The organism is Exiguobacterium sp. TNDT2, assembly GCF_003331145.1.
Lineage (GTDB): Bacteria > Bacillota > Bacilli > Exiguobacteriales > Exiguobacteriaceae > Exiguobacterium.
The window spans coordinates 1-21,685 of sequence record NZ_QLVE01000001.1 but is presented as its reverse complement, the minus strand read 5'-3'; the positions used below and the strand labels follow the sequence as shown (position 1 = coordinate 21,685).

28 protein-coding genes are annotated in these 21,685 nt (G+C 50.8%); 21 read left to right on the top strand and 7 right to left on the bottom strand.

The genetic code is table 11. The annotated features are described in order from the left end of the window. Nucleotides 1-2: 2 nt before the first annotated feature. On the bottom strand, nucleotides 3-434 hold the full coding sequence (locus DPV68_RS00140) for a type III secretion system chaperone family protein (protein ID WP_016509669.1): 432 nt from the start codon (nucleotides 432-434) through the stop codon (nucleotides 3-5). Nucleotides 435-499: 65 nt separating this feature from the next. Further along, the gene (locus tag DPV68_RS00135) at nucleotides 500-766 is read right to left on the bottom strand and encodes a metal-sensitive transcriptional regulator (RefSeq protein WP_114164834.1); all 267 of its coding nucleotides are present in this window, start codon (nucleotides 764-766) and stop codon (nucleotides 500-502) included. Nucleotides 767-1,050: 284 nt separating this feature from the next. Here DPV68_RS00135 and DPV68_RS00130 point away from each other — a divergent pair, with 284 nt between their 5' ends. The 6 genes from DPV68_RS00130 (at nucleotide 1,051) to DPV68_RS00105 (ending at nucleotide 6,822) form a co-directional block, all read left to right on the top strand. Further along, the gene (locus tag DPV68_RS00130; RefSeq protein ID WP_114164833.1) at nucleotides 1,051-1,356 is read left to right on the top strand and encodes a rhodanese-like domain-containing protein; all 306 of its coding nucleotides are present in this window, start codon (nucleotides 1,051-1,053) and stop codon (nucleotides 1,354-1,356) included. Then, nucleotides 1,353-3,821, top strand: a complete 2,469-nt coding sequence (locus tag DPV68_RS00125) for a CoA-disulfide reductase (protein WP_114164832.1) — start codon at nucleotides 1,353-1,355, stop codon at nucleotides 3,819-3,821. Before DPV68_RS00130 ends, DPV68_RS00125 begins: the two co-directional genes overlap by 4 nt. A 182-nt stretch (nucleotides 3,822-4,003) precedes the next feature. After that, nucleotides 4,004-5,446, top strand: coding sequence for an alanine/glycine:cation symporter family protein (locus DPV68_RS00120; protein ID WP_114164831.1), 1,443 nt, complete (start codon nucleotides 4,004-4,006; stop codon nucleotides 5,444-5,446). Nucleotides 5,447-5,530: 84 nt separating this feature from the next. After that, the gene (locus DPV68_RS00115) at nucleotides 5,531-5,986 is read left to right on the top strand and encodes a DUF1877 family protein (RefSeq protein WP_114165099.1); all 456 of its coding nucleotides are present in this window, start codon (nucleotides 5,531-5,533) and stop codon (nucleotides 5,984-5,986) included. A 65-nt stretch (nucleotides 5,987-6,051) separates the two neighbouring features. Continuing rightward, a complete protein-coding gene (locus DPV68_RS00110) occupies nucleotides 6,052-6,480 on the top strand; it encodes a hypothetical protein (RefSeq protein WP_198662209.1) in 429 nt (142 codons plus the stop codon). An 81-nt stretch (nucleotides 6,481-6,561) separates the two neighbouring features. Continuing rightward, nucleotides 6,562-6,822 (top strand): hypothetical protein, encoded by a 261-nt coding sequence (locus tag DPV68_RS00105; RefSeq protein WP_114164829.1) that lies wholly within the window; start codon nucleotides 6,562-6,564, stop codon nucleotides 6,820-6,822. A gap of 51 nt (nucleotides 6,823-6,873) precedes the next feature. Here DPV68_RS00105 and DPV68_RS00100 read toward each other — a convergent pair whose 3' ends face one another. Further along, nucleotides 6,874-7,887: a metal ABC transporter solute-binding protein, Zn/Mn family gene (locus tag DPV68_RS00100; protein WP_114164828.1), complete on the bottom strand. Its 1,014-nt coding sequence runs from the start codon at nucleotides 7,885-7,887 to the stop codon at nucleotides 6,874-6,876. A 171-nt stretch (nucleotides 7,888-8,058) separates the two neighbouring features. Here DPV68_RS00100 and DPV68_RS00095 point away from each other — a divergent pair, with 171 nt between their 5' ends. The 3 genes from DPV68_RS00095 (at nucleotide 8,059) to DPV68_RS00085 (ending at nucleotide 10,147) form a co-directional block, all read left to right on the top strand. After that, nucleotides 8,059-8,994: an alpha/beta hydrolase gene (locus tag DPV68_RS00095; RefSeq protein WP_114164827.1), complete on the top strand. Its 936-nt coding sequence runs from the start codon at nucleotides 8,059-8,061 to the stop codon at nucleotides 8,992-8,994. Nucleotides 8,995-9,060: 66 nt separating this feature from the next. Then, complete coding sequence (locus DPV68_RS00090; protein WP_114164826.1) at nucleotides 9,061-9,660, top strand: histidine phosphatase family protein; 600 nt, start codon at nucleotides 9,061-9,063, stop codon at nucleotides 9,658-9,660. Nucleotides 9,661-9,670: 10 nt separating this feature from the next. Further along, entirely contained in the window at nucleotides 9,671-10,147 is a 477-nt protein-coding gene (locus DPV68_RS00085; protein WP_114164825.1) for a DUF456 domain-containing protein, read from the top strand. A 74-nt stretch (nucleotides 10,148-10,221) separates the two neighbouring features. On the opposite strand, the gene DPV68_RS00080 is transcribed toward DPV68_RS00085, so the two are convergent. Beyond that, on the bottom strand, nucleotides 10,222-10,695 hold the full coding sequence (locus DPV68_RS00080; RefSeq protein WP_114164824.1) for a YwpF family protein: 474 nt from the start codon (nucleotides 10,693-10,695) through the stop codon (nucleotides 10,222-10,224). A 113-nt stretch (nucleotides 10,696-10,808) separates the two neighbouring features. Between DPV68_RS00080 and DPV68_RS00075 the strand changes: the two genes are divergently transcribed. Then, nucleotides 10,809-11,111: a hypothetical protein gene (locus tag DPV68_RS00075; protein ID WP_114164823.1), complete on the top strand. Its 303-nt coding sequence runs from the start codon at nucleotides 10,809-10,811 to the stop codon at nucleotides 11,109-11,111. A gap of 35 nt (nucleotides 11,112-11,146) precedes the next feature. Here the strand turns inward: DPV68_RS00075 and DPV68_RS00070 are convergent, their stop codons facing one another. Both DPV68_RS00070 and DPV68_RS00065 read right to left on the bottom strand, forming a co-directional pair. Next, the gene (locus DPV68_RS00070) at nucleotides 11,147-12,592 is read right to left on the bottom strand and encodes a nicotinate phosphoribosyltransferase (RefSeq protein ID WP_114164822.1); all 1,446 of its coding nucleotides are present in this window, start codon (nucleotides 12,590-12,592) and stop codon (nucleotides 11,147-11,149) included. Nucleotides 12,593-12,614: 22 nt separating this feature from the next. Further along, complete coding sequence (locus DPV68_RS00065) at nucleotides 12,615-13,148, bottom strand: cysteine hydrolase family protein (protein WP_114164821.1); 534 nt, start codon at nucleotides 13,146-13,148, stop codon at nucleotides 12,615-12,617. A gap of 142 nt (nucleotides 13,149-13,290) precedes the next feature. Here DPV68_RS00065 and DPV68_RS00060 point away from each other — a divergent pair, with 142 nt between their 5' ends. The 3 genes from DPV68_RS00060 to DPV68_RS00050 are packed head-to-tail and all read left to right on the top strand — an operon-like array spanning nucleotide 13,291 to nucleotide 14,390. Then, a complete protein-coding gene (locus DPV68_RS00060; protein WP_114164820.1) occupies nucleotides 13,291-13,566 on the top strand; it encodes a 4a-hydroxytetrahydrobiopterin dehydratase in 276 nt (91 codons plus the stop codon). Then, nucleotides 13,559-14,041 carry a hypothetical protein gene (locus tag DPV68_RS00055; protein WP_232819428.1) on the top strand — a complete coding sequence of 161 codons (483 nt, stop codon included), beginning with the start codon at nucleotides 13,559-13,561 and terminating at the stop codon, nucleotides 14,039-14,041. Before DPV68_RS00060 ends, DPV68_RS00055 begins: the two co-directional genes overlap by 8 nt. A 34-nt stretch (nucleotides 14,042-14,075) precedes the next feature. After that, nucleotides 14,076-14,390 carry a hypothetical protein gene (locus tag DPV68_RS00050; protein ID WP_114164819.1) on the top strand — a complete coding sequence of 105 codons (315 nt, stop codon included), beginning with the start codon at nucleotides 14,076-14,078 and terminating at the stop codon, nucleotides 14,388-14,390. Between the two features lie 153 nt (nucleotides 14,391-14,543). On the opposite strand, the gene DPV68_RS00045 is transcribed toward DPV68_RS00050, so the two are convergent. Continuing rightward, complete coding sequence (locus tag DPV68_RS00045; protein ID WP_114164818.1) at nucleotides 14,544-15,269, bottom strand: rhomboid family intramembrane serine protease; 726 nt, start codon at nucleotides 15,267-15,269, stop codon at nucleotides 14,544-14,546. A gap of 63 nt (nucleotides 15,270-15,332) precedes the next feature. On the opposite strand from DPV68_RS00045, the gene acpS reads away from it, so the two are divergent. The 8 genes from acpS (at nucleotide 15,333) to DPV68_RS00005 (ending at nucleotide 21,434) form a co-directional block, all read left to right on the top strand. After that, nucleotides 15,333-15,710: a holo-ACP synthase gene (acpS, locus tag DPV68_RS00040; protein ID WP_114164817.1), complete on the top strand. Its 378-nt coding sequence runs from the start codon at nucleotides 15,333-15,335 to the stop codon at nucleotides 15,708-15,710. After that, nucleotides 15,688-16,764 carry an alanine racemase gene (alr, locus tag DPV68_RS00035; protein WP_114164816.1) on the top strand — a complete coding sequence of 359 codons (1,077 nt, stop codon included), beginning with the start codon at nucleotides 15,688-15,690 and terminating at the stop codon, nucleotides 16,762-16,764. Before acpS ends, alr begins: the two co-directional genes overlap by 23 nt. A gap of 129 nt (nucleotides 16,765-16,893) precedes the next feature. Further along, nucleotides 16,894-17,172, top strand: coding sequence for a hypothetical protein (locus DPV68_RS00030; protein ID WP_114164815.1), 279 nt, complete (start codon nucleotides 16,894-16,896; stop codon nucleotides 17,170-17,172). A gap of 5 nt (nucleotides 17,173-17,177) precedes the next feature. Continuing rightward, nucleotides 17,178-17,528 (top strand): type II toxin-antitoxin system PemK/MazF family toxin, encoded by a 351-nt coding sequence (locus DPV68_RS00025; RefSeq protein WP_029596222.1) that lies wholly within the window; start codon nucleotides 17,178-17,180, stop codon nucleotides 17,526-17,528. A gap of 138 nt (nucleotides 17,529-17,666) precedes the next feature. Beyond that, the gene (locus tag DPV68_RS00020; protein WP_114164814.1) at nucleotides 17,667-17,993 is read left to right on the top strand and encodes an STAS domain-containing protein; all 327 of its coding nucleotides are present in this window, start codon (nucleotides 17,667-17,669) and stop codon (nucleotides 17,991-17,993) included. Next, a complete protein-coding gene (gene rsbW / locus DPV68_RS00015; RefSeq protein WP_114164813.1) occupies nucleotides 17,990-18,466 on the top strand; it encodes an anti-sigma B factor RsbW in 477 nt (158 codons plus the stop codon). The genes DPV68_RS00020 and rsbW overlap by 4 nt, the downstream gene beginning before the upstream one ends. Further along, nucleotides 18,432-19,232, top strand: coding sequence for an RNA polymerase sigma factor SigB (gene sigB / locus DPV68_RS00010; protein ID WP_034808700.1), 801 nt, complete (start codon nucleotides 18,432-18,434; stop codon nucleotides 19,230-19,232). The genes rsbW and sigB overlap by 35 nt, the downstream gene beginning before the upstream one ends. Nucleotides 19,233-19,307: 75 nt before the next feature. Then, nucleotides 19,308-21,434: a Tex family protein gene (locus tag DPV68_RS00005; RefSeq protein ID WP_114164812.1), complete on the top strand. Its 2,127-nt coding sequence runs from the start codon at nucleotides 19,308-19,310 to the stop codon at nucleotides 21,432-21,434. Nucleotides 21,435-21,685: the final 251 nt, after the last annotated feature.

Below are 21,685 nucleotides of genomic sequence, written 5' to 3'. Positions count from 1 at the left end.
TGTTATTGGACTTGCGTATACAACTTCTGCATGTACTCGTTCACTTCATCGGCCGCTTGGAACATCATGAATGAATGTTGCAAGATAATCTCTGGTGAGAAGCCGAGGTCGAGATCGAGCGTCGAGGCGAGCGTGACATCACGGTCACTGTCGAGCACGCAGCGGAAGTATTTGAACTCTTGGTTGAACTCGTTCAAGGCGTTCAGAATCGGTAGGTCTTCGACGTAATCCGGCACGTGTGTGACCGTCGCGGCATACAGTTCCGCATCTGTCGTCTTTTTATTGAAGGCGATAATCATAACGGGCTGAGCCCCGGATTTAGTTGTTTCACGTGTCAAAAATGTGACGTGCGTTTCGGTCTCGCTCTCTTTGAACGTCATATTGCGTTCAGCGACGAGCGCTTTGAATGATTCTACTTTTTCTTCGAAGTTCAAAACAAGTCCCCCTTAAAAGTCGTTACCCTAACTTTCGCCCATTTGCGGAGGGAAAGCAAGGGGAACTAGCGTTTCATCAACATTTTGATGGCTTCTTCGACAGTCTCTGACGTATCTTCGCCATCTTGTTGGGCGGTGATGATGCACTGCTCCAAGTTCTTAGCGACGATGATCGTCGAAGCCCGGTCGAGCGCCGATCGAGCCGCGCTTAACTGCGTCACGACGTCGCGGCATTCTTTCCCTTCCTCCATCATTCGGATGATGGCCCGGATTTGACCTTCGACTCGTTTCATCCGGTTCATCACTTTCGCATCGTATTGATACTGTTCCATTAGATTCACCTCTATATTCAAATCGTTCAGTAACCCAACTATTTATTGTGTAGTCTCATCTTAATACGTGGGGGAGTATGTGTCGAGTGACAACGTTTGAAGTGAAGATTTTTGAAAGTTTACCATTTCGTCAAACAAATCCCTTGCAATCAAATACCGTAGGGGGTATATTAATGACGTGGAAGCGATATGTTCAACGAATCACAAAGTTTCGTCGAACGCCCGCTACCAAGCTGACGAATAAATAAGTGAATATCATAGATGAAAAGGATGGGTAAACGAACATGAAAGCATCGGCTTTGAAACGTCAAATAGATTTTGAAGTACCGGTAAACATCGTTGACGTTCGAGAACGTGACGAGTTCCAAAAAGCGCACATTGCTGGCGCAACAAATTATCCGTTATCGGAAATTTCGGAATGGATCGAGACACTCGATCCTGAAGAAGAATACATCGTCCTCTGCCGCTCAGGTGCTCGCAGCACGCAGGCGTCTTGGCAAATGGAAGCGAAAGGTTATAAAGTGGTCAATATAGAAGATGGCTTGATGAGCTGGCCTGGTGAAGTCGTCAAAGGAGGAAATGAGCAATGAGTAAAAAAATCGTAATCGTCGGTGGGGTCGCCGGTGGCGCTTCGGCAGCCGCCCGCCTTCGTCGTTTAAATGAAGAGAATCATATCGTCATGTTCGACCGGGGCGAGTATATCTCGTTCGCGAACTGTGGTCTTCCATATTACATCGGTGACGTGATTCAAGACCGTCAAAAATTGCTTGTCCAAACCGTCGAGGGTATGAACAAGCGGTTCCAACTCAATATCCGTAATTTGACAGAAGTGACGAAAATCAACCGTGACGAGAAGACAGTGTCGGTGAAAAACGTCAAGACAGGTGAGACGTACGACGAGTCGTACGACGTACTCGTCTTGTCGCCAGGAGCGAAACCGATTCGTCCGAACATCCCGGGGATTGAAGAAGCAGAAGACATCTTCACGCTCCGCAACATTCCGGATACGGATAAAATCCGCAGCTACGTTGACGACAAAACGCCGAAACACGCGACAGTCATCGGTGGCGGCTTCATTGGAATCGAAATGGCTGAAAACTTACGGGAACGTGGCGTCGACGTCACGCTCGTCGAGATGGCCGATCAAGTCATGACACCGCTCGACCGCGAGATGGTCTCACCGGTTCACGAACACATGCGCCTCCATGGTGTCGACCTTCAGCTTTCTGACGGTGTCGATTCGTTCTCTGAGAAAGGGAAACGTGTCCATTTGAAGAGCGGTCGTGTCATCGATACCGATATGGTCGTCTTGTCAATCGGTGTCGTTCCAGAATCATCAATCGCAACGGAAGCAGGACTTGAAACAGGCATCCGCGGCGCCATCCGCGTCAACGAGAAGATGCTCACGTCAGATCCGAACATCTACGCGATCGGAGATGCTGTTGAAGTACTCGACTATGTCTTCCAAGAGCCGACGGTCGTCCCGCTTGCATGGCCGGCCAACCGCCAAGGTCGTCTTGTCGCCGATATCATCAACGGTCGTGACGTTAAATACAACGGAACGATGGGGACTGGGATCGCCAAAGTCTTCGATATGACCGTCGCCTCGACAGGTTGGAACGAGAAGCGTTTGACAGCGGCCGGTAAAGAGTTCGAAGCCGTCCACGTGCACCCGGGTTCACATGCGGGTTATTACCCAGGATCGACACCCGTATCACTCAAACTCTTGTTCCATCCGACGACAGGTGAAATCTACGGCGCGCAAGGCGTGGGGATGAACGGTGTCGATAAACGGATCGACGTCATTGCGACAGCGATGAAAGGTGGCTTGACGGTCCTTGACCTTCCAGACCTTGAACTCAGCTACGCACCACCGTTCAGCTCGGCGAAAGATCCGGTTAACATGATTGGTTACGTCGCGTCGAACGTCGTCCTCGGCGATAACGAAGTCGTGCACTGGAATGAGATCGACGACTTGGTCCAAAACGGCGCGACATTGCTTGACGTCCGTGACGAGTCAGAACACGAACTCGGTAAAATCCCTGGCTCAATCAACGTTCCGCTCAACTCATTGCGTGATCACTTGGATAACTACAGCAAAGACGAAACGATTTACGTGACGTGCCAAGTCGGGCTCCGCGGATACCTCGCATCCCGTATCTTGCGTCAAAACGGCTTCAAAGTGAAAAACTTGAGCGGTGGCTACAAAACATGGTCACAAGTGAAACGTGATTTTGATGTCATCGAGGCAGGCCCGAAGGCAGAGAGTGAGACTGCCGCAACAGTAACGGAGGAGGCACCACCAGCAATGACGAATGAACCAGTCGGGGAACCGATTTTCCTAGATACGTGCGGTCTGCAATGCCCGGGACCAATTTTAGAGGTAAATAAAAAAGTAGCCGAACTCGGCGAAGGCGAGACGCTCCGCGTCCTCGCAAGTGATCCTGGTTTCTTTGCGGACATCGAAGCATGGGCGAAGAAAACCGGCAACAAGCTCGTCTCGAAACAGTTCGTGAACGGTCGTGTCGAAGCGATCCTTCAAAAAGGCAATGGTCCTGCGACTGTACAAGCTGGGGCACCAGCGACAGACGGCGCATCGATGGTCGTCTTCAGTGGAGACCTCGACCGCGCGCTCGCTTCGTTCATCATCGCGCAAGGTGCAGCGGCGATGGGCAAAGACGTGACGATGTTCTTCACGTTCTGGGGACTCAATGTCATCCGTAAACCAGATGCACCAGAAGTGAAAAAGCAAGGCCTCGAGAAGATGTTCGGCATGATGATGCCATCTCATGCAGGTGAGCTTCCGCTCTCGAACATGAACTTCGGTGGCGTTGGTCAGAAGATGATGAAAAAAGTGATGAGCGACAAAAATGTCCCGTCACTCGATCAAATGATTAAATCGGCTCAAGAAGCAGGCGTCAAAATGGTCGCTTGTACGATGTCGATGGACGTCATGGGAATCAAGGAAGAAGAGTTGATCGACGGCATCGATCTCGGTGGTGTGGCAGCATACCTCGGGGCGGCTGAAGGCGGCAATTTGAACCTCTTCATCTAATCAAATAATGTAGGATGGGCGATCGGTCACTTGACCGGTCGCTTTTTCTGTTGTTCGACAGCCTATGTAAAATTTGTCGAAAAAGATTGCAATTCTTAGACGTTTTTCCTATAATTCTACTCATGTAAAGAAAGTTGACATAACTTTTTCTTATAACTTACACATACACGGAGGATTTAAAGATGGAGAAATTCGTAGAAGGTCTCGTTTCATCAGCCAACGACTTGCTTTGGTCGTCAGTGCTAATCGTTGTCCTTGTCGCCTTAGGTTTGTACTTCACCGTCCGCATGGGATTCGTCCAGTTCCGCATGTTGCCTGAAATGTTCCGCCTCTTGTTCAAAGACGGCATGAAACGTGAAAAAGGCCAAGTCTCGTCATTCCAAGCGTTCGCGATCGGGACAGCCGCCCGCGTCGGAACGGGGAACATCGCCGGTGTCGCGACGGCGATCGCGCTCGGAGGTCCAGGAGCCGTCTTTTGGATGTGGCTCATCGCCCTCATCGGATCGGCTTCGGCGTTCGTGGAAAGTACGCTCGCGCAAGTGTATAAAATTCGGGACGGACGCACATGGCGCGGGGGCCCAGCTTACTATATGGAGCGCGCCCTCGGTCAACGTTGGCTCGGGATCTTGTTCGCAATCCTCATCACGTTCTCGTTCGGATTTGCGTTCAACTCGGTGCAGTCGAACACAATCTCGCTCTCGATGAACAACCAGTTCGGCGTAAGCACGACGACTGTCGGTCTCGTCTTGGCCGTCGTCACAGCCATCGTCATCTTCGGTGGGATTCAGTCGATCGCCGTGCTCTCGAGTATCATCGTCCCGGTGATGGCCGGTGGTTACATCTTGCTCGCCGGGTGGGTCATGATTTCGAACGCTTCGTTGTTGCCGGAAGTCTTCGGCTTGATTTTCTCAGAAGGAATCTTCGGGCTTCAACAATTGTTCGGTGGTGCCATCGGCGCGATGGTGCTCCAAGGAATCCGACGCGGTCTCTTCTCGAACGAAGCGGGGATGGGTTCAGCCCCGAACGCGGCGGCGACTGCCGAAGTATCGCATCCGGTCAAACAAGGCTTGATTCAATCGTTCAGCGTCTTCGTCGACACGCTTCTCGTCTGTACGTCGACAGCGATGATTATCTTGTTGTCAGGTGTCGCCGGTTCAGAGTCGTTCGCAGGTGTCGAATTGACACAAGCGGCGCTCACGGCTGAGATTGGTCCGATGGCGACATCGTTCCTCACGATCGCGATTTTCTTGTTCGCGTTCAGCTCGATTCTTGGAAACTACTACTATGGCGAGACGAACATCCAGTTCATCTCGGATAAAAAGATTTACGTCACGCTTTACCGCATCGGTGTCGTCGGCATGGTCCTCTTCGGAGCCGTCCGTTCGGCCGGTCTCGTCTGGTCAATCGCGGACGTGTTCATGGGTCTCATGGCGCTCGTCAACTTGTATGCGATTTTCCGCCTTACGAAAGTTGCCCGTCTCGTCCTCGACGATTACTTGGAACAACGCCGTCAAGGTGACGATCCGGTCTTTTACGCCGATTCGATTGACGACTTGCCAGGCCGCGAGTACATCGAAGCTTGGGAATCAGAAGAAGAAGTCAAAACCGGCACGATCCGTTCATAAACGACAAACCGTCTACGAAACCACGTAGACGGTTTTTTTGCGCCTAAAAGATGGGTAAACTGAAGGAAAGGGGGGCGTTCAATGATGGAGACGACACACTATATACGCATTTCCCCGGAAGTATGGGGCTCGTTCGGACAAGACCCGGAAATGATTTTAGATTGGTTGTTGCACGTGCACAGTCAACAACGTGACACGTATGAGACGCTGATGCTCCCGAACATTGAACGATTCCAAAAAATTCTCGGGCAAATCGAAGTGTACATCGATGGGGATGACACGTATAACTTGGAGATGGCCGTCATCGGGGAGGAGTTGATCGTCAACGAGAAACAGGCGGTCGTCGTCGGGATTTTGACGCCACAACTGCTCCACATCGTCAAAGACGCGATGAACGCGTTCACGAAAGAGGATGTCGCCGACATGGCGTTCGTCGACCATGAGGAGTTGGATGACATCTGGCTCAAATGGACGCTGTTGAAACGATTTTGCGAAGAAGCGATTGAACGGGATGAGCTCGTGTTGATTTATTATGAATGATATCGCCTAAATGGTATAATATTGAAAAAATGGCGGTGGGATAAGTGAGTAATTTACTTGTTAATTTGGCTTTGTTCTATATGCTGGTTAGTCCCGTGTTTGCATATCGAGTCGGCCGAAAACGCGTTGCACGATTGAATATGATAACGCTCTTGTTTTATATCGTGAGTTGGGGATTTGTCCTTGTTACGGGGACGCCTTCCGACCATCCTGTCTCGATCCTTTGGGGTATCTTGCTGTTCCTCAATCTTTTCTTAACTGTGATGACTACCACGATGTTTCTATATGAACGTTTGCCAAACCGTTCGTTGTTGCACATCGGTGCCATGGCAATCATTTTCTTTTTAGGAAGCTTGCTCGTCACGTTTAGTCTTGATTCACGTGAAGTACTGGGGGAGAATGTGCTACAGGGAAGTATGATGACAGTTGTACTTTTTGTCACAAGCGTCATTTGGATTAGATTGCGACAAATCGATCGTCAGCCGGACATGTAAAAAGTCCGACTACATAGCGTCGAGCGATGCTGTGACCTGATTAAATAGCAAAGTATTTATAATGCAATGGAGGTTCGCCGAATGTTATCTTGGTTAGGCATCACGAATGGAAATCAAACAGAACGTCAATTTTTCGGGAATGTGAAGAAAAAAACTAAACTCGTCATTCTCATTACGGCTCTACTGGCACTTTATGGTGTGAAGTCCTTATTCACTTACCTAATCCCAACCTCATATTTGGCCGACCCAATCGTGGCTGTTCTACCGGGTATTGTGGGCGTTTTAGTCTCTCTACTCTACGTCTTGGTCGTGGAACGACTGCTACAGGAGAAAGTCCGCTAATCATGCCATTCAACCAAAAATCTCGACGCCGCGGCGTCGAGATTTTTTATCTTACTTCAATGCCGTCTCAAGCGCTTTGACATTCTCGCGCATGAGATCGAAATAGCTCTTGTCCATCTGTTCTTTCGTGACCGATTCTAAGTTATAGATCGTCACCGTCTCCGCGCCAATCTCGTTTTGAACGACTTGCGCGACTTTTGGTGTCACCGTATCCTCGAAGGCGATGTATTTCAAGTCGTGTAATTGCGCTTCTTCGATGACGCGCTTCAACGCTTGTTGCGATGGTTCTTCTGAAGGCGTGAGACCTGTGATCGGGAGTTGGTCAAATCCGTAACGCTCAGCCAAGTAACCGTAAGCGGCGTGCGTCACGAGTAGCTCTGACTTCGAACCGCCTTCGACTGCCGCTTGGAGCTCGGCGTCGAGTGTGTCGGCTTCTTCTTTGAATGCGCTCAAGCGATCCGCGAACTCGTCTTTATAGTCAGGGGCCTGTTCACTGAAGGCTGCTTCTACCGCTTCGGCCATTGAGACGGCATTCATCGGATCGAGCCAAACGTGAGGATCGTACTGGCCGTGGTTATGGCCGTCCTCTTCACTGTGACCGGCTTCTTCTTCGGTATGCTCATCTTCTTCATGACCGTGCTCGTCCTCTTCGTGCCCATGTTCATCTTCGCCATGAACATGGACTGTGTCTTCATCCGATAAAAGGGTAATGTCTTCGGCCGTCTTTACGAACGTGACGTTCTCATTGGCCAAGCTCTTCTCCATCGACTCCACGTATGGCTCGAGGTCATGGCCGACCGTCAAGAACAAGTCCGCTTCAGCGATGTCAGTCATTTGCTTTGAGGTCGGCTCATACGTGTGCGGGTCGGCACCGGGCGGGATGACCATCTCGACGCGGACGCGGTCCCCGCCGATTTCCTCGGCGAATGACTTCAAAGCGAACGTTGACGCATACACGGTCAACTGGTCGTTCGTCTCCTCTGTCGTAGCGCTTTCTTCGTTACCGGCGCATCCACCTAATAAGAGTGTGCCGGTAGCGGCGACACTCAACAACTTTTTATTCATAACTCTCCACCTGTCCTCTCTATATCAACCTTTAAATCGTAACCGTTACGTTCTGAGACTGCGATTAATATTATAGGTCGGGAATGTGGACACGTCAAGTCCGACTTCAGATGGATGGTTTTTCGAGAAAAAGGGAATATGATATAAAAAAGGAACGAGGAGTGGATGTATATGAGAAAGGAGACCGCTTGGTTCGTCGGTGGTGCGGCGCTTGCGGCGGCAACGGCAGCCGGGGCAAGCGTCTGGAACCAATACGGATCACTCGTCCGCTGGCAAGAACCCGAGTTACCGGTGCGCCCCTCGACCCGAAAACGCCGGACGCACATGTACAAAATTGTCGACGACCGTCCACTCCAATTTGACGTCTATTACCCTTCAGGCGAGGGACCTTTCCCGATTGCAGTTTATGCGCACGGTGGGGCGTTCGTTCGAGGAAATCGCGGCATGGTGACGTTGTTCCATCCGTTGCTCGACCACTTCCTTACCAAGGGGTTTGCGGTCATCAGTATTGACTATCGTCTGTTTGAAGACGGGGTCTATTTCCCGGATAACATCGTCGACGTCTCCGATGCGCTTTGCTATCTCAAACAGCATGACGGTCTGCTCAATCTCGACATCAACAAGCTGCTTGTCTGGGGCGACTCGGCTGGTGCGGCCCTTGTCCTCGCGACGGCGCTCGACCGAAGCAAACAGTTCACCGGTGAACTTGGAGATGACGTGCCGCCGGTGAAAGGTGTCATCGCCCTCTATCCGCCGACAAACTTCTTATTGTTCAAGTTCATCCAGACGTGGCTTGCCCATTTGAAATTTTATGAAGGGAGTCGTGAGGCGTGGCGCGAGCTGATGGTGAAATGTTCGCCGGTCACGCATCTGTACGACGATGCTCCGCCGATTCTCCTATTGCACGGGAAGAAAGACCCGATCGTTCCGTTCGGACAAGCGCTCCATTTCGTGGAGCATGCGAGCGAGGTCGGAGCGAACGTGCAATTGATCTCTTTCCCAAACGGTACCCATTCGCTAGCGAGTTTCTTCCAATCCGATAACCCGGTCAAAGAAACGCAACTGATGGCCCGCATCGATCGTTTCATCGATGATGCCATGACGTGACATTGCGCTTTTTTTCAAAGATGGTACGATGGGGAAGGATTTAGGAATCAAAAAGGAGTGACTCGCGTGACAGAACTTTGCTTGGTCCGACATGGTCAGACCGATTGGAACTTTCAAGAAATCATTCAGGGACGGGAAGATATCCCGCTCAACGCACTCGGTCATCGGCAGGCCGAAGAGAGTGCAGCTTTTTTAAGCCAAGAGTCGTGGGACGTGATCGTCGCAAGCCCGCTTTCGCGAGCGATGGATACGGCCCGCTACATCGCCGAGGCGTGCGGCATCGACCCGGACGCCATCATTCAAGACGAGCGGTTCATCGAGCGTGAGTTCGGTCATGCGTCCGGTAAACCGGTAGTTGATATTTACGAAGCGATTCAAGCCGACGACCAGAACCGCGTACCCGGTCTTGAGTCGGAAGACGACATGCGTGCCCGAGTCCTAAGCGGCATGGAAGACATCGTCGAAACACATGCTGGAAAGCGTGTCATTATCGTCTGTCATTCCCATGCGATTAAAGCCGCCCTGTCGGCAATCGACGACACGTATACGTTCCGTCACGCCATGCGCAACGCCTGCTCGAACTATATCGAATATGAGGACGGTCAGTTCGTGGTCAAGGCGGTCAATATCGCCGACCATATTACGAATGTGATCGCCGCAAAGTGAGGAGAAGCTCATGACGACATTGCTCTGGATTTTCATCATCGCATCATTTGTTGTCGCGTTCGCGGGTTTGATTTATCCGGTCATCCCGAGCGTGCTGTTCTTATTCATCGGTTATATGATTTACGGATTCGGATTCTCGTTTGAACCGCTCACCTGGACGTTTTGGCTTTGGCAGATTTTGTTCTTGATCTTCCTGTTCGCGGTCGACTACATCGTCACTCGGGCGACGGTCGATAAACGAGGTGGTTCTGAGCGAGCGAAATGGGGGGCGACGATCGGATTGATTGCCGGTCCATTCATCTTTCCGCTCGTCGGGGTGCTCATCTTCCCGTTCATCTTCGCGTTTTTAGCCGAGCTCACACTTGGTAAGTCGACGCGCGAGGCGTGGAGCATCGGTGTCGGTACGGTACTCGCTTTCCTTGGCAGTACGATGCTCAAAATCATCGGAATGACGATGATGGTCATCTTATTTTTCATCTACATTTGAGGCGAAGAAAATTCTTCGCCTTTTTTGGTTGGGAGTTTTATAAAAACGGGGAAAGAAAAACAAGACCGTTCGACTTATTCGAACGATCCTGTCTTGACGAGCTGGGTAAAGGCGGAGCGACTGAACGATTGCTGTTGCTCGACTTGTCTTTCAAAAAAGGACGGTTTGAGTTCAGCGTTGGCGACACCTTCGGCAATCAGTGAATCGAGCACTTGCTTCGTTGGGTCTTGTTTTGGCAACAACATGATCCCTTCGGCGACGAACGTGTGATGGTCGCTTAAAGATCGCTCACTTGTGAACGTCAATGCGAGGGCGGCCGGGCGGTTCGATGGAGATGTAATGACGGCTTCGGCGAGTAGCAAGATTCGTTTGTTCAAGTAATGATGAAGCGTGACAGCAAATTCAGTTGGCACGAGCATCTCGAGGAGCCATTCGTTGTCATGTTCTTTTGAGATGATCAACCCATCGAGCAATTCGACGGGGAGGTTCAACTCGTTGCCGTACTCGTCTTGGACGAGGCGAACTTGGACAAGGCGGAACGTTTTCATCTTATCGACCCCTTCCACATTTTCTTTAGTTTATCTTAACATAGTCGGATTCAAAGATTGTGTTACGATAGCGGGGAAGCGACGTAAAAAATAGAGGACAAGGAGGCATCGAGATGAGTTGGATTGTTGGCATAATCGGGTATATCGCGATTCTAGCAATCGGTTACTATGGTGTCCTTTTCTTCAAAGTAAAGCAGGAGCGGAGTCGGGCCGGATATCGAATCTTCCTCTTGCTCGCGGGGTTGTTCTTCGTGAGCGGGAGTGACTATATCATCGCGTTGTTCCGAGGGGATACGGAAGCGACGTTTTGGCAACGGACCGTGTACTTCATCTTAATTTTGATTTCTCTTTCGATCGCCCTTTACTTTCGGAGAAAAGAAGATAAGATCCATGCGAATGAGATAACGACGACATAAACGAGAGGCTACGAAAAAATCCGTAGCCTCTCGTCTTATTTTGGAATCCGTGTTTGACGAATCATCTCGAGTTTCAAGTCCCAAAGCGGTTGACTGAACGTGACAGAGTATACTTCCGGCAAGCGGAGGCGTTTGTACTCTTCCCACAGACCGTTCATCTGCTCGTGGTGATACGTGCGGATTTCTTTGGCGTTCGGTAGCTCATACACGCGCTTACCATCTTGGAAGATTGGCACAAGCAAGCGTTTGACACTAAAATTACGTGTCTTGATGCGGAACGCCGGATCGCGCACGTCAATTAAGTCGATTTCACTATACGTCTCGACCGGTTCATCAGCAAGAGCGATATAGTCACCTTTAAATTTGCCAGTCTGGTTGTCGATAATTCGATACAGTTCCTTTTTATGCGGCGTCGTCGTCTTTACTTTCGAAGACGATACTTTGATGACTGGCTTCAACTTCCCGTCAGCACCTTCACGGGCGACGAGTTTATACACCATGCCGAGTGCGGGTTGTTCGTATGCTGTGATGCCGCGTGTCCCGACGAGGAACGTGTCGGCCTCAGCCCCTTGCATGCGCAAGTCTTGAATGACGTACTCATCGAGGTCGCCCGAGACGACAATTTTGACGTAATCGAGTCCGGCCGCGTTCAACGCTTTTCGGGCCCGTTTCGACAAGTAGGCCAAGTCACCCGAGTCGAGCCGGACCGACTTCAAACGATGGCCTTTCGCCTCGAGTTCCTTGGCGACTGTGATTGCGTTCGGAAGACCCGACTTCAGCGTGTCATACGTGTCGATCAACAGACTCGTGTTGTCTGGGTACATCTCAGCGAACGAGCGGAACGCCTCGATTTCCTCATCGTGGAACTGGATATCGGCGTGCTCCATCGTTCCGCCGGTCGGAACATCAAAATCGCGTCCGGCCGATACTAAACTCGTCACGTCGAAACCGGCGATGTAGGCGGCCCGTGTTCCGTAGTACGCAGCATCGACGCCTTGGGCGCGGCGAGCCCCGCCTTCAAGTAGCGTCTCGTTCGGCGCGGCTTGACGGATGCGCGCGTATTTCGTCGCGATGAGTGACTCGTGGTTGGCGATGTTAAGGAGTGCCGTCTGGAACAGTTTTGCCTCAAAAATTGTTGATTCGATGCGGATGACATGTTCGTTCGGGAAGATGACTTCCCCTTCACGGACGCTATAGAGCGAGCCGGTGAACTTGAAGTTGCGGAGCACATCTGCGAACTCGTCTTCGAAGTCGAGTTGCTGTTTTAAATAAAGGATGTCTTCTTCCGTGAACGAGACGTTCTCTAAGTAGTGGACGATGTTTTGCAGGCCGGCGAAGACGACGTACCCTCCGCTGAACGGGTTTGAGCGATAATACAGGTCAAACACGACTTTTTCGTTGTGGCGGCCTTGTTTCCAATAGATATACATCCAACGTGGGAGGTATAGGTCTGTGTGAAGTGCTAGATTGCGATGTAACATAATCGTTCCTTTCTGTTTTACGTCACTTCCCGGTCACAGTTGCTCCGAGGGTCGTGACAAAATGTTCGAGCGCCCAAGCGTGCCCGACTGGGTTTAAGCTTTGCACGGCGTCGGCATGGACGACGATTGTATAGCCGAGGTTGTATGCGTCGACAGCGGTATGAAGCACGCAAATGTCTGTGCAGACACCGACGAGATGAATCTCTGTGATGGCCCGTTCGCGCAAGCGCAAATCGAGGTCTGTGCCGGCAAAGGCGCTATACCGTGTCTTATCGATCCAATGATCGGCCCGGCTTGCTGCGGTTTTAACGGCACCGTATAACTCTCGGCCTTCTGTACCGCGAACATTATGGGGCGGGAAGAGCGTCGTCTCCGGGTGATACGTATCGCCGGCGTCGTGGACGTCGTTCGCCACGACAACGTAATCCTCGTCCGCGAACTCCTCAATCAATTCGACGATTCGGTCTTCTATGTCTTGCCCTGATTTTCCACAAGTCAAACGACCCGAATCTGCGATAAAATCATACGTGTAATCGATAACGATCAATGCCCGCATAGGGAAATCTCCTCTCTCGTGTGAAGAATGATTGACTACCCTTCTCATTCTAAATCATTTTGCATGATGCGAAAAAGATTATTTTTGATCAGTGTTGGGTACTAAGTGTAAGAAGAACCGTTTGCGAAAGGGGAATCGGCACATGCTGCTGTCATCAACCGAACTGTCCGAGCAACTTTCACGTTTGAATGGCTGGGACGTGATCGAAGGGGAACTACAAAAGACGTATCGACTTGAGACGTTTCCTGAGGCGATTCAATTCGTCCACCTCGTCGCCGATTTAGCGGAGACGCTCAATCATCATCCGAACATCTTGATTGAGTATCGAAACGTCACGTTGACCGTATCGACGCATGATGAAGGCGGGATCACGGAGAAAGACATCATGCTCGCGAAAGGATGTGAGGAATTTGTCTAAACTGTTCATGACGTTCGCTTCAGGAAGTGTCGCTGAACGATTGCGACAACAACCTGGTGTTCTCGTCGCGAATGGGAACGAGACAATCTTGCTCTCAGAAGGAGAAAAATCTCCCTTCCAAAGTGGCAAGACGTTTCAAATCGAAGAAGCGGAAGGACAATTCGCCTCGAAAGGGAATATTGTTTATGCGAACATTCCGGTCGATTCGAACGCCCGGTCACTTTTGTTCCATCGCTTGTTGAAAGAAAAGTCACGTCTCGGGTCCAGCCATAGCGGTTTTGCCGCCTATCGGCTCGGTGTCGATCCCGAAGACAACCATGGGATTATCTTCATCCAATTCACCGAGGGCGGAAACCGTTTCCGTGATTCGACCGATTACGTCTTGTTCCAAGAATGGCTGAAAGAAGCCGTTGAACAAAAAGGAGCCGGTCCAATCATAAAACACTATGTCGTCGATGAAGCGGATGACCTATAATAAACATAACGTCACGTTAGGGGAGGATTTTTTTATGAACAAGAACTACTTTTGGATCGGGTTGGCCGCAGGTGCCGTTATCGGAGCCGGGGCATCGCTTCTCCACAGAGAGACACGCGAACAACAAGTGAGTCAGCTTAAACAGATGAAATCACGATTTAAGAAAGACTCGTCTACGCAATCTCATTCGGTCGGCCTTCAAGCCTCTTCAAAAGCGAGCTTGAAAGATCGCATCATGGATTTGAAGTCACTTTATGAAGAAAACGAAGATACAATCCAAAGTCTCGTTGAAGACGTAAAAGATTTGGTCGATGCGCTCCAAGACGCTCGTCACAAAAATCAAATCTAATTCATATTCACGGTCCGGTGCTGTTGCGCCGGGCTGTTTTTTATGTTGTCTTCATCGCTGTCCCTATATGATAAATGTTTCACGAATACAAAAGCTCCTGAAAACAAATCGGTCACGTGACGAAACCCGTCTGCTTTTCAGGAGCACTTGTGATTACAAAAAGCGGGCGAACAGGCCGAACACGGCCAGTCCGACAATTACGTAAAAAATCCATTTGCCTTCACCCGTATGAATGATCGGCGGGGAATACTTGCGTGGTTTGTACTTCCCATGACGGAGCGGACGCGAGTATGGGACCGCGAACCGGGCAAGCGGGACCGCAAGCAAGAACCCGGCAAGGAAGCCGTACACATGTCCCCAAAGTGATACGTTCGCCCCGATGAGCGTGAACACGGCGCTAATGGCGACGAAGATATAGACGAGTCGCGCGTCCTGGCTATAGATGAGCGTCCGGCGGAACCGACCGATGTACACATAGAAGCCAAGAATCGCTAAAATCGCACCTGACGCACCGGCTTGCAGGTAGAACAGCTCACTCACCGTGAAGAACGTGAGCAAGTTGGCAAGCACACCGGCCACGATATAAAACACAGCGAACTTGATATGACCGACCATGCGTTCCATGGCGGGTCCGAAAATGATTAAAGCGAACGAGTTGAACAGCAGATGACCGAGCCCTAAGTGGATGAAGTTGGCCGTCAAGAGACGGTACCATTCCCCTTGGGCGAGCGCGAGATGGAACGACCCGCCGAGTGCGACGATTCGGAGGTCGGGGACCAAAGAATCGATGACAAACACGAGCAGTTGGATTACAATGAACAGCGTTACGAGCGGATACGCCCGGACGAACGTTTGAACATTCTCAGTACGACTAAACATAGCATCACCTCTTTCCTTAATTGTATAAGGAAACGAGTGAAAAAGGAAAGGAGCGAGTGTCCTGTGATTGTGGGAATCGGAATCGATATCGTCGAGCTCGAGCGGATTGCCCGCTCCATCAAAAATGACCGTTTCGTCGCGCGTCTGTTGACCGAAGCCGAACGGGCGCTCGCGGACGCCTATCCAGAACAACGCCGCATCGAATTCATCGCTGGGCGGTTCGCGGCGAAAGAAGCGTATGCCAAAGCAGTCGGGACCGGGATTGCCCGGGGCCTGTCGTGGCAACAAATCGAAATTTTACCGGATGAGGCCGGGCGACCGCATATGACGGCGCCGTTCTCAGGCCGGATTCATATGAGTATCAGCCACAGCGAGCAATACGCCGTGGCACAAGTCATCATTGAAGAGGGGGATCACGATGTTTCGTCCAAGTTGGATTGAAATCGATCGGGCGGCGATCAAACATAACGTAATCGAAATCAAAAAACGGATCCCGCAAGCGCTTATGGCCGTCGTCAAAGCGAATGCTTACGGGCATGGAGCCGTCGAAGTGGCGAGAATCGCACTCGAGAACGGAGCGACGATGCTCGGTGTGGCCTTGCTTGAAGAAGCCATCGAGCTCCGAGAGGCCGGGGTTGAAGCACCGATTCTCGTCATGGAGGCCCAGTTCCCAGAATATGCGGGCGTCGCGGCCGAGCATGCTGTGACGTTGTCCGTCTTTGCGGCCGACTGGTTACGTGAGGCGCGCACATATTTATCTGACCGTCCGCTCACTGTCCATGTGAAAGTCGACACCGGGATGGGGCGCCTCGGCCTTCGGACCCGCGCTGAACTTGATGCGCTTCTCGAGGAGGCCGATGACCGTTTCGTCGTTGAAGGTATCTATACCCATTTCGCGACGGCGGATGAGCCGGACAGCGAACTTTACTATGAGCAACAGGAGCGGTTCACTCAGTTGATGGATGGACTCCACTCACGATTCCGCTACATCCATACGTCAAACTCGGCCGGAGCGATCCGTATGGCCGGGGAAGATGTGCCGTACAACTTGGTACGGGTCGGAATTGCGCTGTACGGATTGTATCCGTCCGCCGAGATGGCTTCCTTCTATTCATTCCTCCGCCCTGCTTTCACGTTGAAGAGCAAGCTCATGCAAGTGAAACAGCTCGAGGCCGGACAGACGGTCAGTTACGGAGCGACATATACGACGTCTGCAGATGAATGGATTGGGACGGTGCCGATTGGGTACGCTGACGGCTGGATTCGCAAAGCGAGTGGATTCGAAGTCGACGTTAATGGACACCGTTGTCCGATCGTCGGCCGTGTCTGCATGGACCGCTTCATGGTGAGGCTTCCTGACGAGCTGCCGGTCGGGACCGTGGTCACCCTCATCGGCGGACCGGTCGCGATTGACGAATTGGCCACGCATCTCGAGACGATCAACTACGAGGTCGTCTGTCAATTGACGAACCGCCTCCCGCGACGTTATGTGTAAAGCGAAAAACGTGTGAAATTATCTGAATTCTTTCGGGAATCCTCTATATTTTCCCAAACTCGCGTGTTATATTGGTAAAGAACGCGGGAAGATTTCCGCCAGTCATTGAAACGATTCTGGAGGTGTAAGATGTTGAAACAGCGAACTGCGGGTGCTTTAGCGTCCGTTCCAGATCGGTTCTCGCAGCATGTGGGTCCGATTTCGATGAAAGATCGTGAATCATTGTCATTGAACGATGTAGTGACGTACTTGTCCAAAGAAATTGCTGATCGACAACAAACACTGCGCGAAGAATTGGCGAAAGGCTATCAAGAGATGGCCGCGTTTAATTTGAACATGGCAGAAGAGATGCTGATGATTGAGACGGAAGCCGAACATGCTCTCTTACGTCAAGTAAGCGGGGTGTGAGCGGAGTGATCGTAAAGCGTGGTGACGTGTTTTATGCGAATCTGTCGCCCGTAGTCGGTTCAGAGCAAGGTGGAGTTCGTCCGGTTCTCGTCATTCAAAACGATATCGGCAATCGCTTTAGCCCGACCGTCATTGTCGCTGCGATTACGGCTCAGATCCAGAAAGCAAAACTGCCGACTCATGTAGAGGTATATCAAGTCAAACATGGTCTCGAACGAGATTCCGTAATTTTACTTGAACAGATTCGAACGATTGATAAGCGTCGTCTGACAGATAAAGTCACTCATCTCGATGATGAGACGATGCACAAAGTTGACCGAGCGCTAGAGATTAGTCTGGGATTAATCCCTCTCTAGCTTACATATAGAGAAGCCGATACATGGGTATCGGTTTTTTTTAAAAGATTAAAAAAACAGGTTTAGGATTCTGAAAAACGGGAATTTAGTTTAATCGTACTCGATTTTTCTGTACGCAACATTAGGAGGGAATATACGATGGATTTAGCGATTCGCGAGCAAGTCATTGGAGAGCAATTACACCTTTACGTATCCGGGGAAGTGGATACATATACGGCACCAAAACTGAAGGAAGTCTTACACCCGGCTATCACGGAACAAGATGTTATTGTTCATTTGGATGAAGTGGACTATATGGATTCAACTGGTCTCGGCGTATTCGTCGGAGCCCTTAAAATTGCTAAACGTAATGAGAAAGAGTTGTCGCTCGTCGGCGTCACTGACCGCGTCAACCGTCTTTTTGAATTGACAGGACTGCACAAGTTGCTTTCAATCAATACAAACGTAAGAGGTGGCACGCAATGAGTAACATCGAACAGACGGTGATGACGTTCCCGGCCAAACCGGAGTATGTCGGTGTGGTCCGTTTAGTCGTCTCAGGAATCGCTAACCGTATGGGATATACGTACGACGAGATCGAAGATATTAAAATCGCGGTCTCGGAAGCCTGTGGCAATGCTGTTCAACATGCCTATGAAGACCAAGAAGGTGAAGTGAAACTCACGTGTGGTGTCCATGATGACCGTCTTGAAATGACAATTGAGGACTCGGGCAAAACGTTTGCCGACGACGTAAAACGCCAAGCGGCGCCAGTTGAAGAGACGGTTGAAATCGAATCGCTTCACGAAGGGGGACTCGGTCTTTTCCTCATTGAAGCCTTAATGGATGACGTCTCGATCAACAAGGACAATGGTGTCAAGGTGACGATGATGAAACTCCTTAACAGGGACGAGGTGGATCAGAGTGCCAGCAAAATCTCAACAACGCCATCACAGTGATGATGAAGTATTAGAGTGGATCGAGCGTTATCAACAGGACGATCAAAACGAAGAAGTCCAAATGCTCCTCATCAACCGATACTCAGATCTCGTTGAGGCGCTTGCACGAAAGTTTTCAAGGGGCCGAGCCATCCACGATGATCTCGTCCAAGTCGGGATGATCGGACTTCTCGCTGCCCTCCGCCGTTTCGATCCTGAGTTCGGACGCAGTTTCGAATCGTTCGCCGTTCCGACGATCATCGGTGAAATCAAGCGTTTCATCCGTGATAAGACGTGGAGTGTGCACGTTCCGCGACGGATTAAAGAGCTTGGCCCGAAAATCAAGAAGACGGTCGAGGAATTGACGACCGAATTGCAACGTTCACCACGCATCGATGAGATTGCCGACCACCTTGGTGTTTCGGATGAAGAGATTCTCGAGACGCTCGAGATGGGTAAGAGCTACCAAGCCCTTTCCGTTGACAGTTCGATCGAAGCGGACAACGAAGGTTCGACCGTCACGCTTCTCGACCTCGTCGGAAGCCAAGAACGTGGCTACGAATCGGTCGATCAGCGCCTCATTCTTGAAAAAGCATTCAGTGTGTTGAACGAACGTGAACAGGCGATTTTAGAGTGTGCCTATTATAAAAACATGAGCCAAAAAGAGACGGGTGAGCTCCTTGGGATTTCACAAATGCATGTATCGCGCTTGCAACGTCGTGCACTTGAGAAATTACGCGAGGCCATCAAAGTCCCACTCAACGAAGTGTTCTCAAGCGATGACTAAACGGTCATCGTTTTTTTGTCGTCTAGGCGTGAGTTTGCTACACTTCTAGAGAGAAGAGAAAAGGAAGTGATTCGATTGATTACGAAAGTCGCAAAAGAGTTGAAGTTAAAGCCAAGTCAAGTCGAAACGGTGCAACAGCTTGCTGCTGACGGAGCAACAATTCCGTTCATGGCCCGGTACCGTAAAGAGATGACCGGTAATCTCGATGAAGTCGAAATCAAAGCGATTCTCGACGCCTTACAATATGAAGAGAACTTGCAGAAGCGTAAGACGGATGTTCTCGCTAAACTTGAAGAACTCGAGATGGCGACGCCGGAGTTGGCACGGGCGCTCGAAGCGGCGACGAGCCTACAACAAGTCGATGACATCTACCTGCCGTATCGCCCGAAGCGACGGACGAAAGCTGAACAAGGACGTGAGAAAGGGCTCCAAGCCCTCGCTGACTGGTATCGCCAACCGACGCCATATTCAGTGAAGGAAGCGGAGGCGCTCGCGGGTGACTTGTCACTCGAAGAATCGCTTCCGTTCGTCCAATCGATTATCGGGGAGGAGTGGGGCGAAATGGCGACGCTTCGCCAATCGCTCCGGACACAAGTCCGGAAAGAGGCGCACCTTCGTTCGCAGAAGAAAAAACAGGCGGAAGATGAGAAAGAAGTGTTCGCCCAGTATTATGAATATGAAGAAAAAATCGCGGGGATTGTCCCGCACCGGATTCTCGCTTTGAATCGGGGAGAGCGTACGGACGTGTTACAAGTGAAAATTGTCTTCGACGAAGCCGGCTTCATGCGACAAGCGCTTGGCAAGTTTGACCGTTTGCCGACAGAGAAACGCGAACTCGTCACGCTCGCCGTAAAGGACGCCTTTAAAAAGTCGGTATTTCCGGCTATCGAACGGGAGATTCGAAGCGAATTGACCGAGACGGCCGAAGAACAGGCAATCGACGTGTTCTCGAAAAACTTGAAGCAACTCTACATGCAACCGCCGCTTCGCGAGGTCGTCGTCTTAGGGATTGACCCGGCCTATCGCACGGGATGTAAATGGGCCGTCGTCAATGAGATTGGGAAAGTCGAAGAAGTTGGTGTCTTCTATCCCACGGCACCGAAACACGATGTCGCTGGTTCAGAGAAAGTGTTGGCGTCGCTCGTGAAACGTTATCCGATCTCCGTAATTGTCATCGGGAATGGGACCGCATCCCGTGAGGCAGAGCAGTTCGTATCAAACTGGCTGAAGAAAGCTGAACGCGAGATTGCTTACGCCATCGTCAATGAGGCGGGGGCGAGTGTCTATTCGGCCTCAGAAATCGCCCGGTCTGAGTTTCCAGAGTTGAAAGTAGAAGAACGCTCGGCTGTCTCGATTGCCCGACGCATTCAAGATGCGATGGCCGAACTCGTTAAAGTCGACCCGCAGTCTGTCGGGGTCGGACAGTATCAACACGATGTCAGTCAAAACAAGCTGAAGGGGTCGCTCGAGTTCGTCGTCGAGAGTGTCGTCAACATGGTCGGTGTCGATGTGAACCGAGCCTCGGAGTCGCTGCTCACATATGTATCTGGATTGAACAAGACGACGGCTAAAAATATTGTCGCGTATCGGGATGAGTTCGGTCGCTTTGATACGCGGAAAGAAATCAAGAAAGTGCCTCGTCTCGGAGCCAAGGCGTATGAGCAAGCGGCCGGCTTTTTACGAATCACGAATGGAAGCGAAGTGCTCGACCGAACGGAGATTCATCCGGAGAGCTATAAGTTGACGCTCTCTCTATTGAAGGAACTCGGTGTTTCGAAGCAAGCGGTCGGTACGGCCGAACTACGAGATCGATTAAAGACGGTCGATGCCAAAGCATTGAGTGAGAAGCTAGATGCCGGATTGCCGACAGTCGAAGATATCTTGAAGTCGCTCGCGAAACCAGGACGTGACCCGCGCGAAGACATTCAGAAGCCCTTACTTCGAACAGACGTTATGAACTTGGAAGACCTTCAAGTGGGGATGGAGTTCCAAGGGACGGTACGAAACGTCATCGACTTTGGGGCATTCATCGATATCGGTGTGAAGCAAGATGGACTCGTCCATATTTCGAAATTGTCGAATCGTTACGTCAAGCATCCACTGGACGTCGTTGCAGTCGGTGATATCGTCACCGTATGGATTGAACAAGTGGACGCTAATCGGGGGCGAATCAGTCTCACGATGTTGGAGCCGAAGCGTTAAATAAGAAAGAACTAGCACCGAGCAAAATCTTTTTCATTTTGCTCGGTTTTTTTATGAAAAAGTGTTGACGGTCTTTTCTGCCCGTGCTATCTTATAGAAGTCGCCGAGAGACGACATGGAATATTAAAGCTTTTCTAAAAAAGTGATTGACAGGTTTCTGGTTTGCGGTTACAATTTAAATCGTTACTTCGAAAATTTCAAGCAACGTTCCGCAATAGCTCAGTGGTAGAGCAACCGGCTGTTAACCGGTA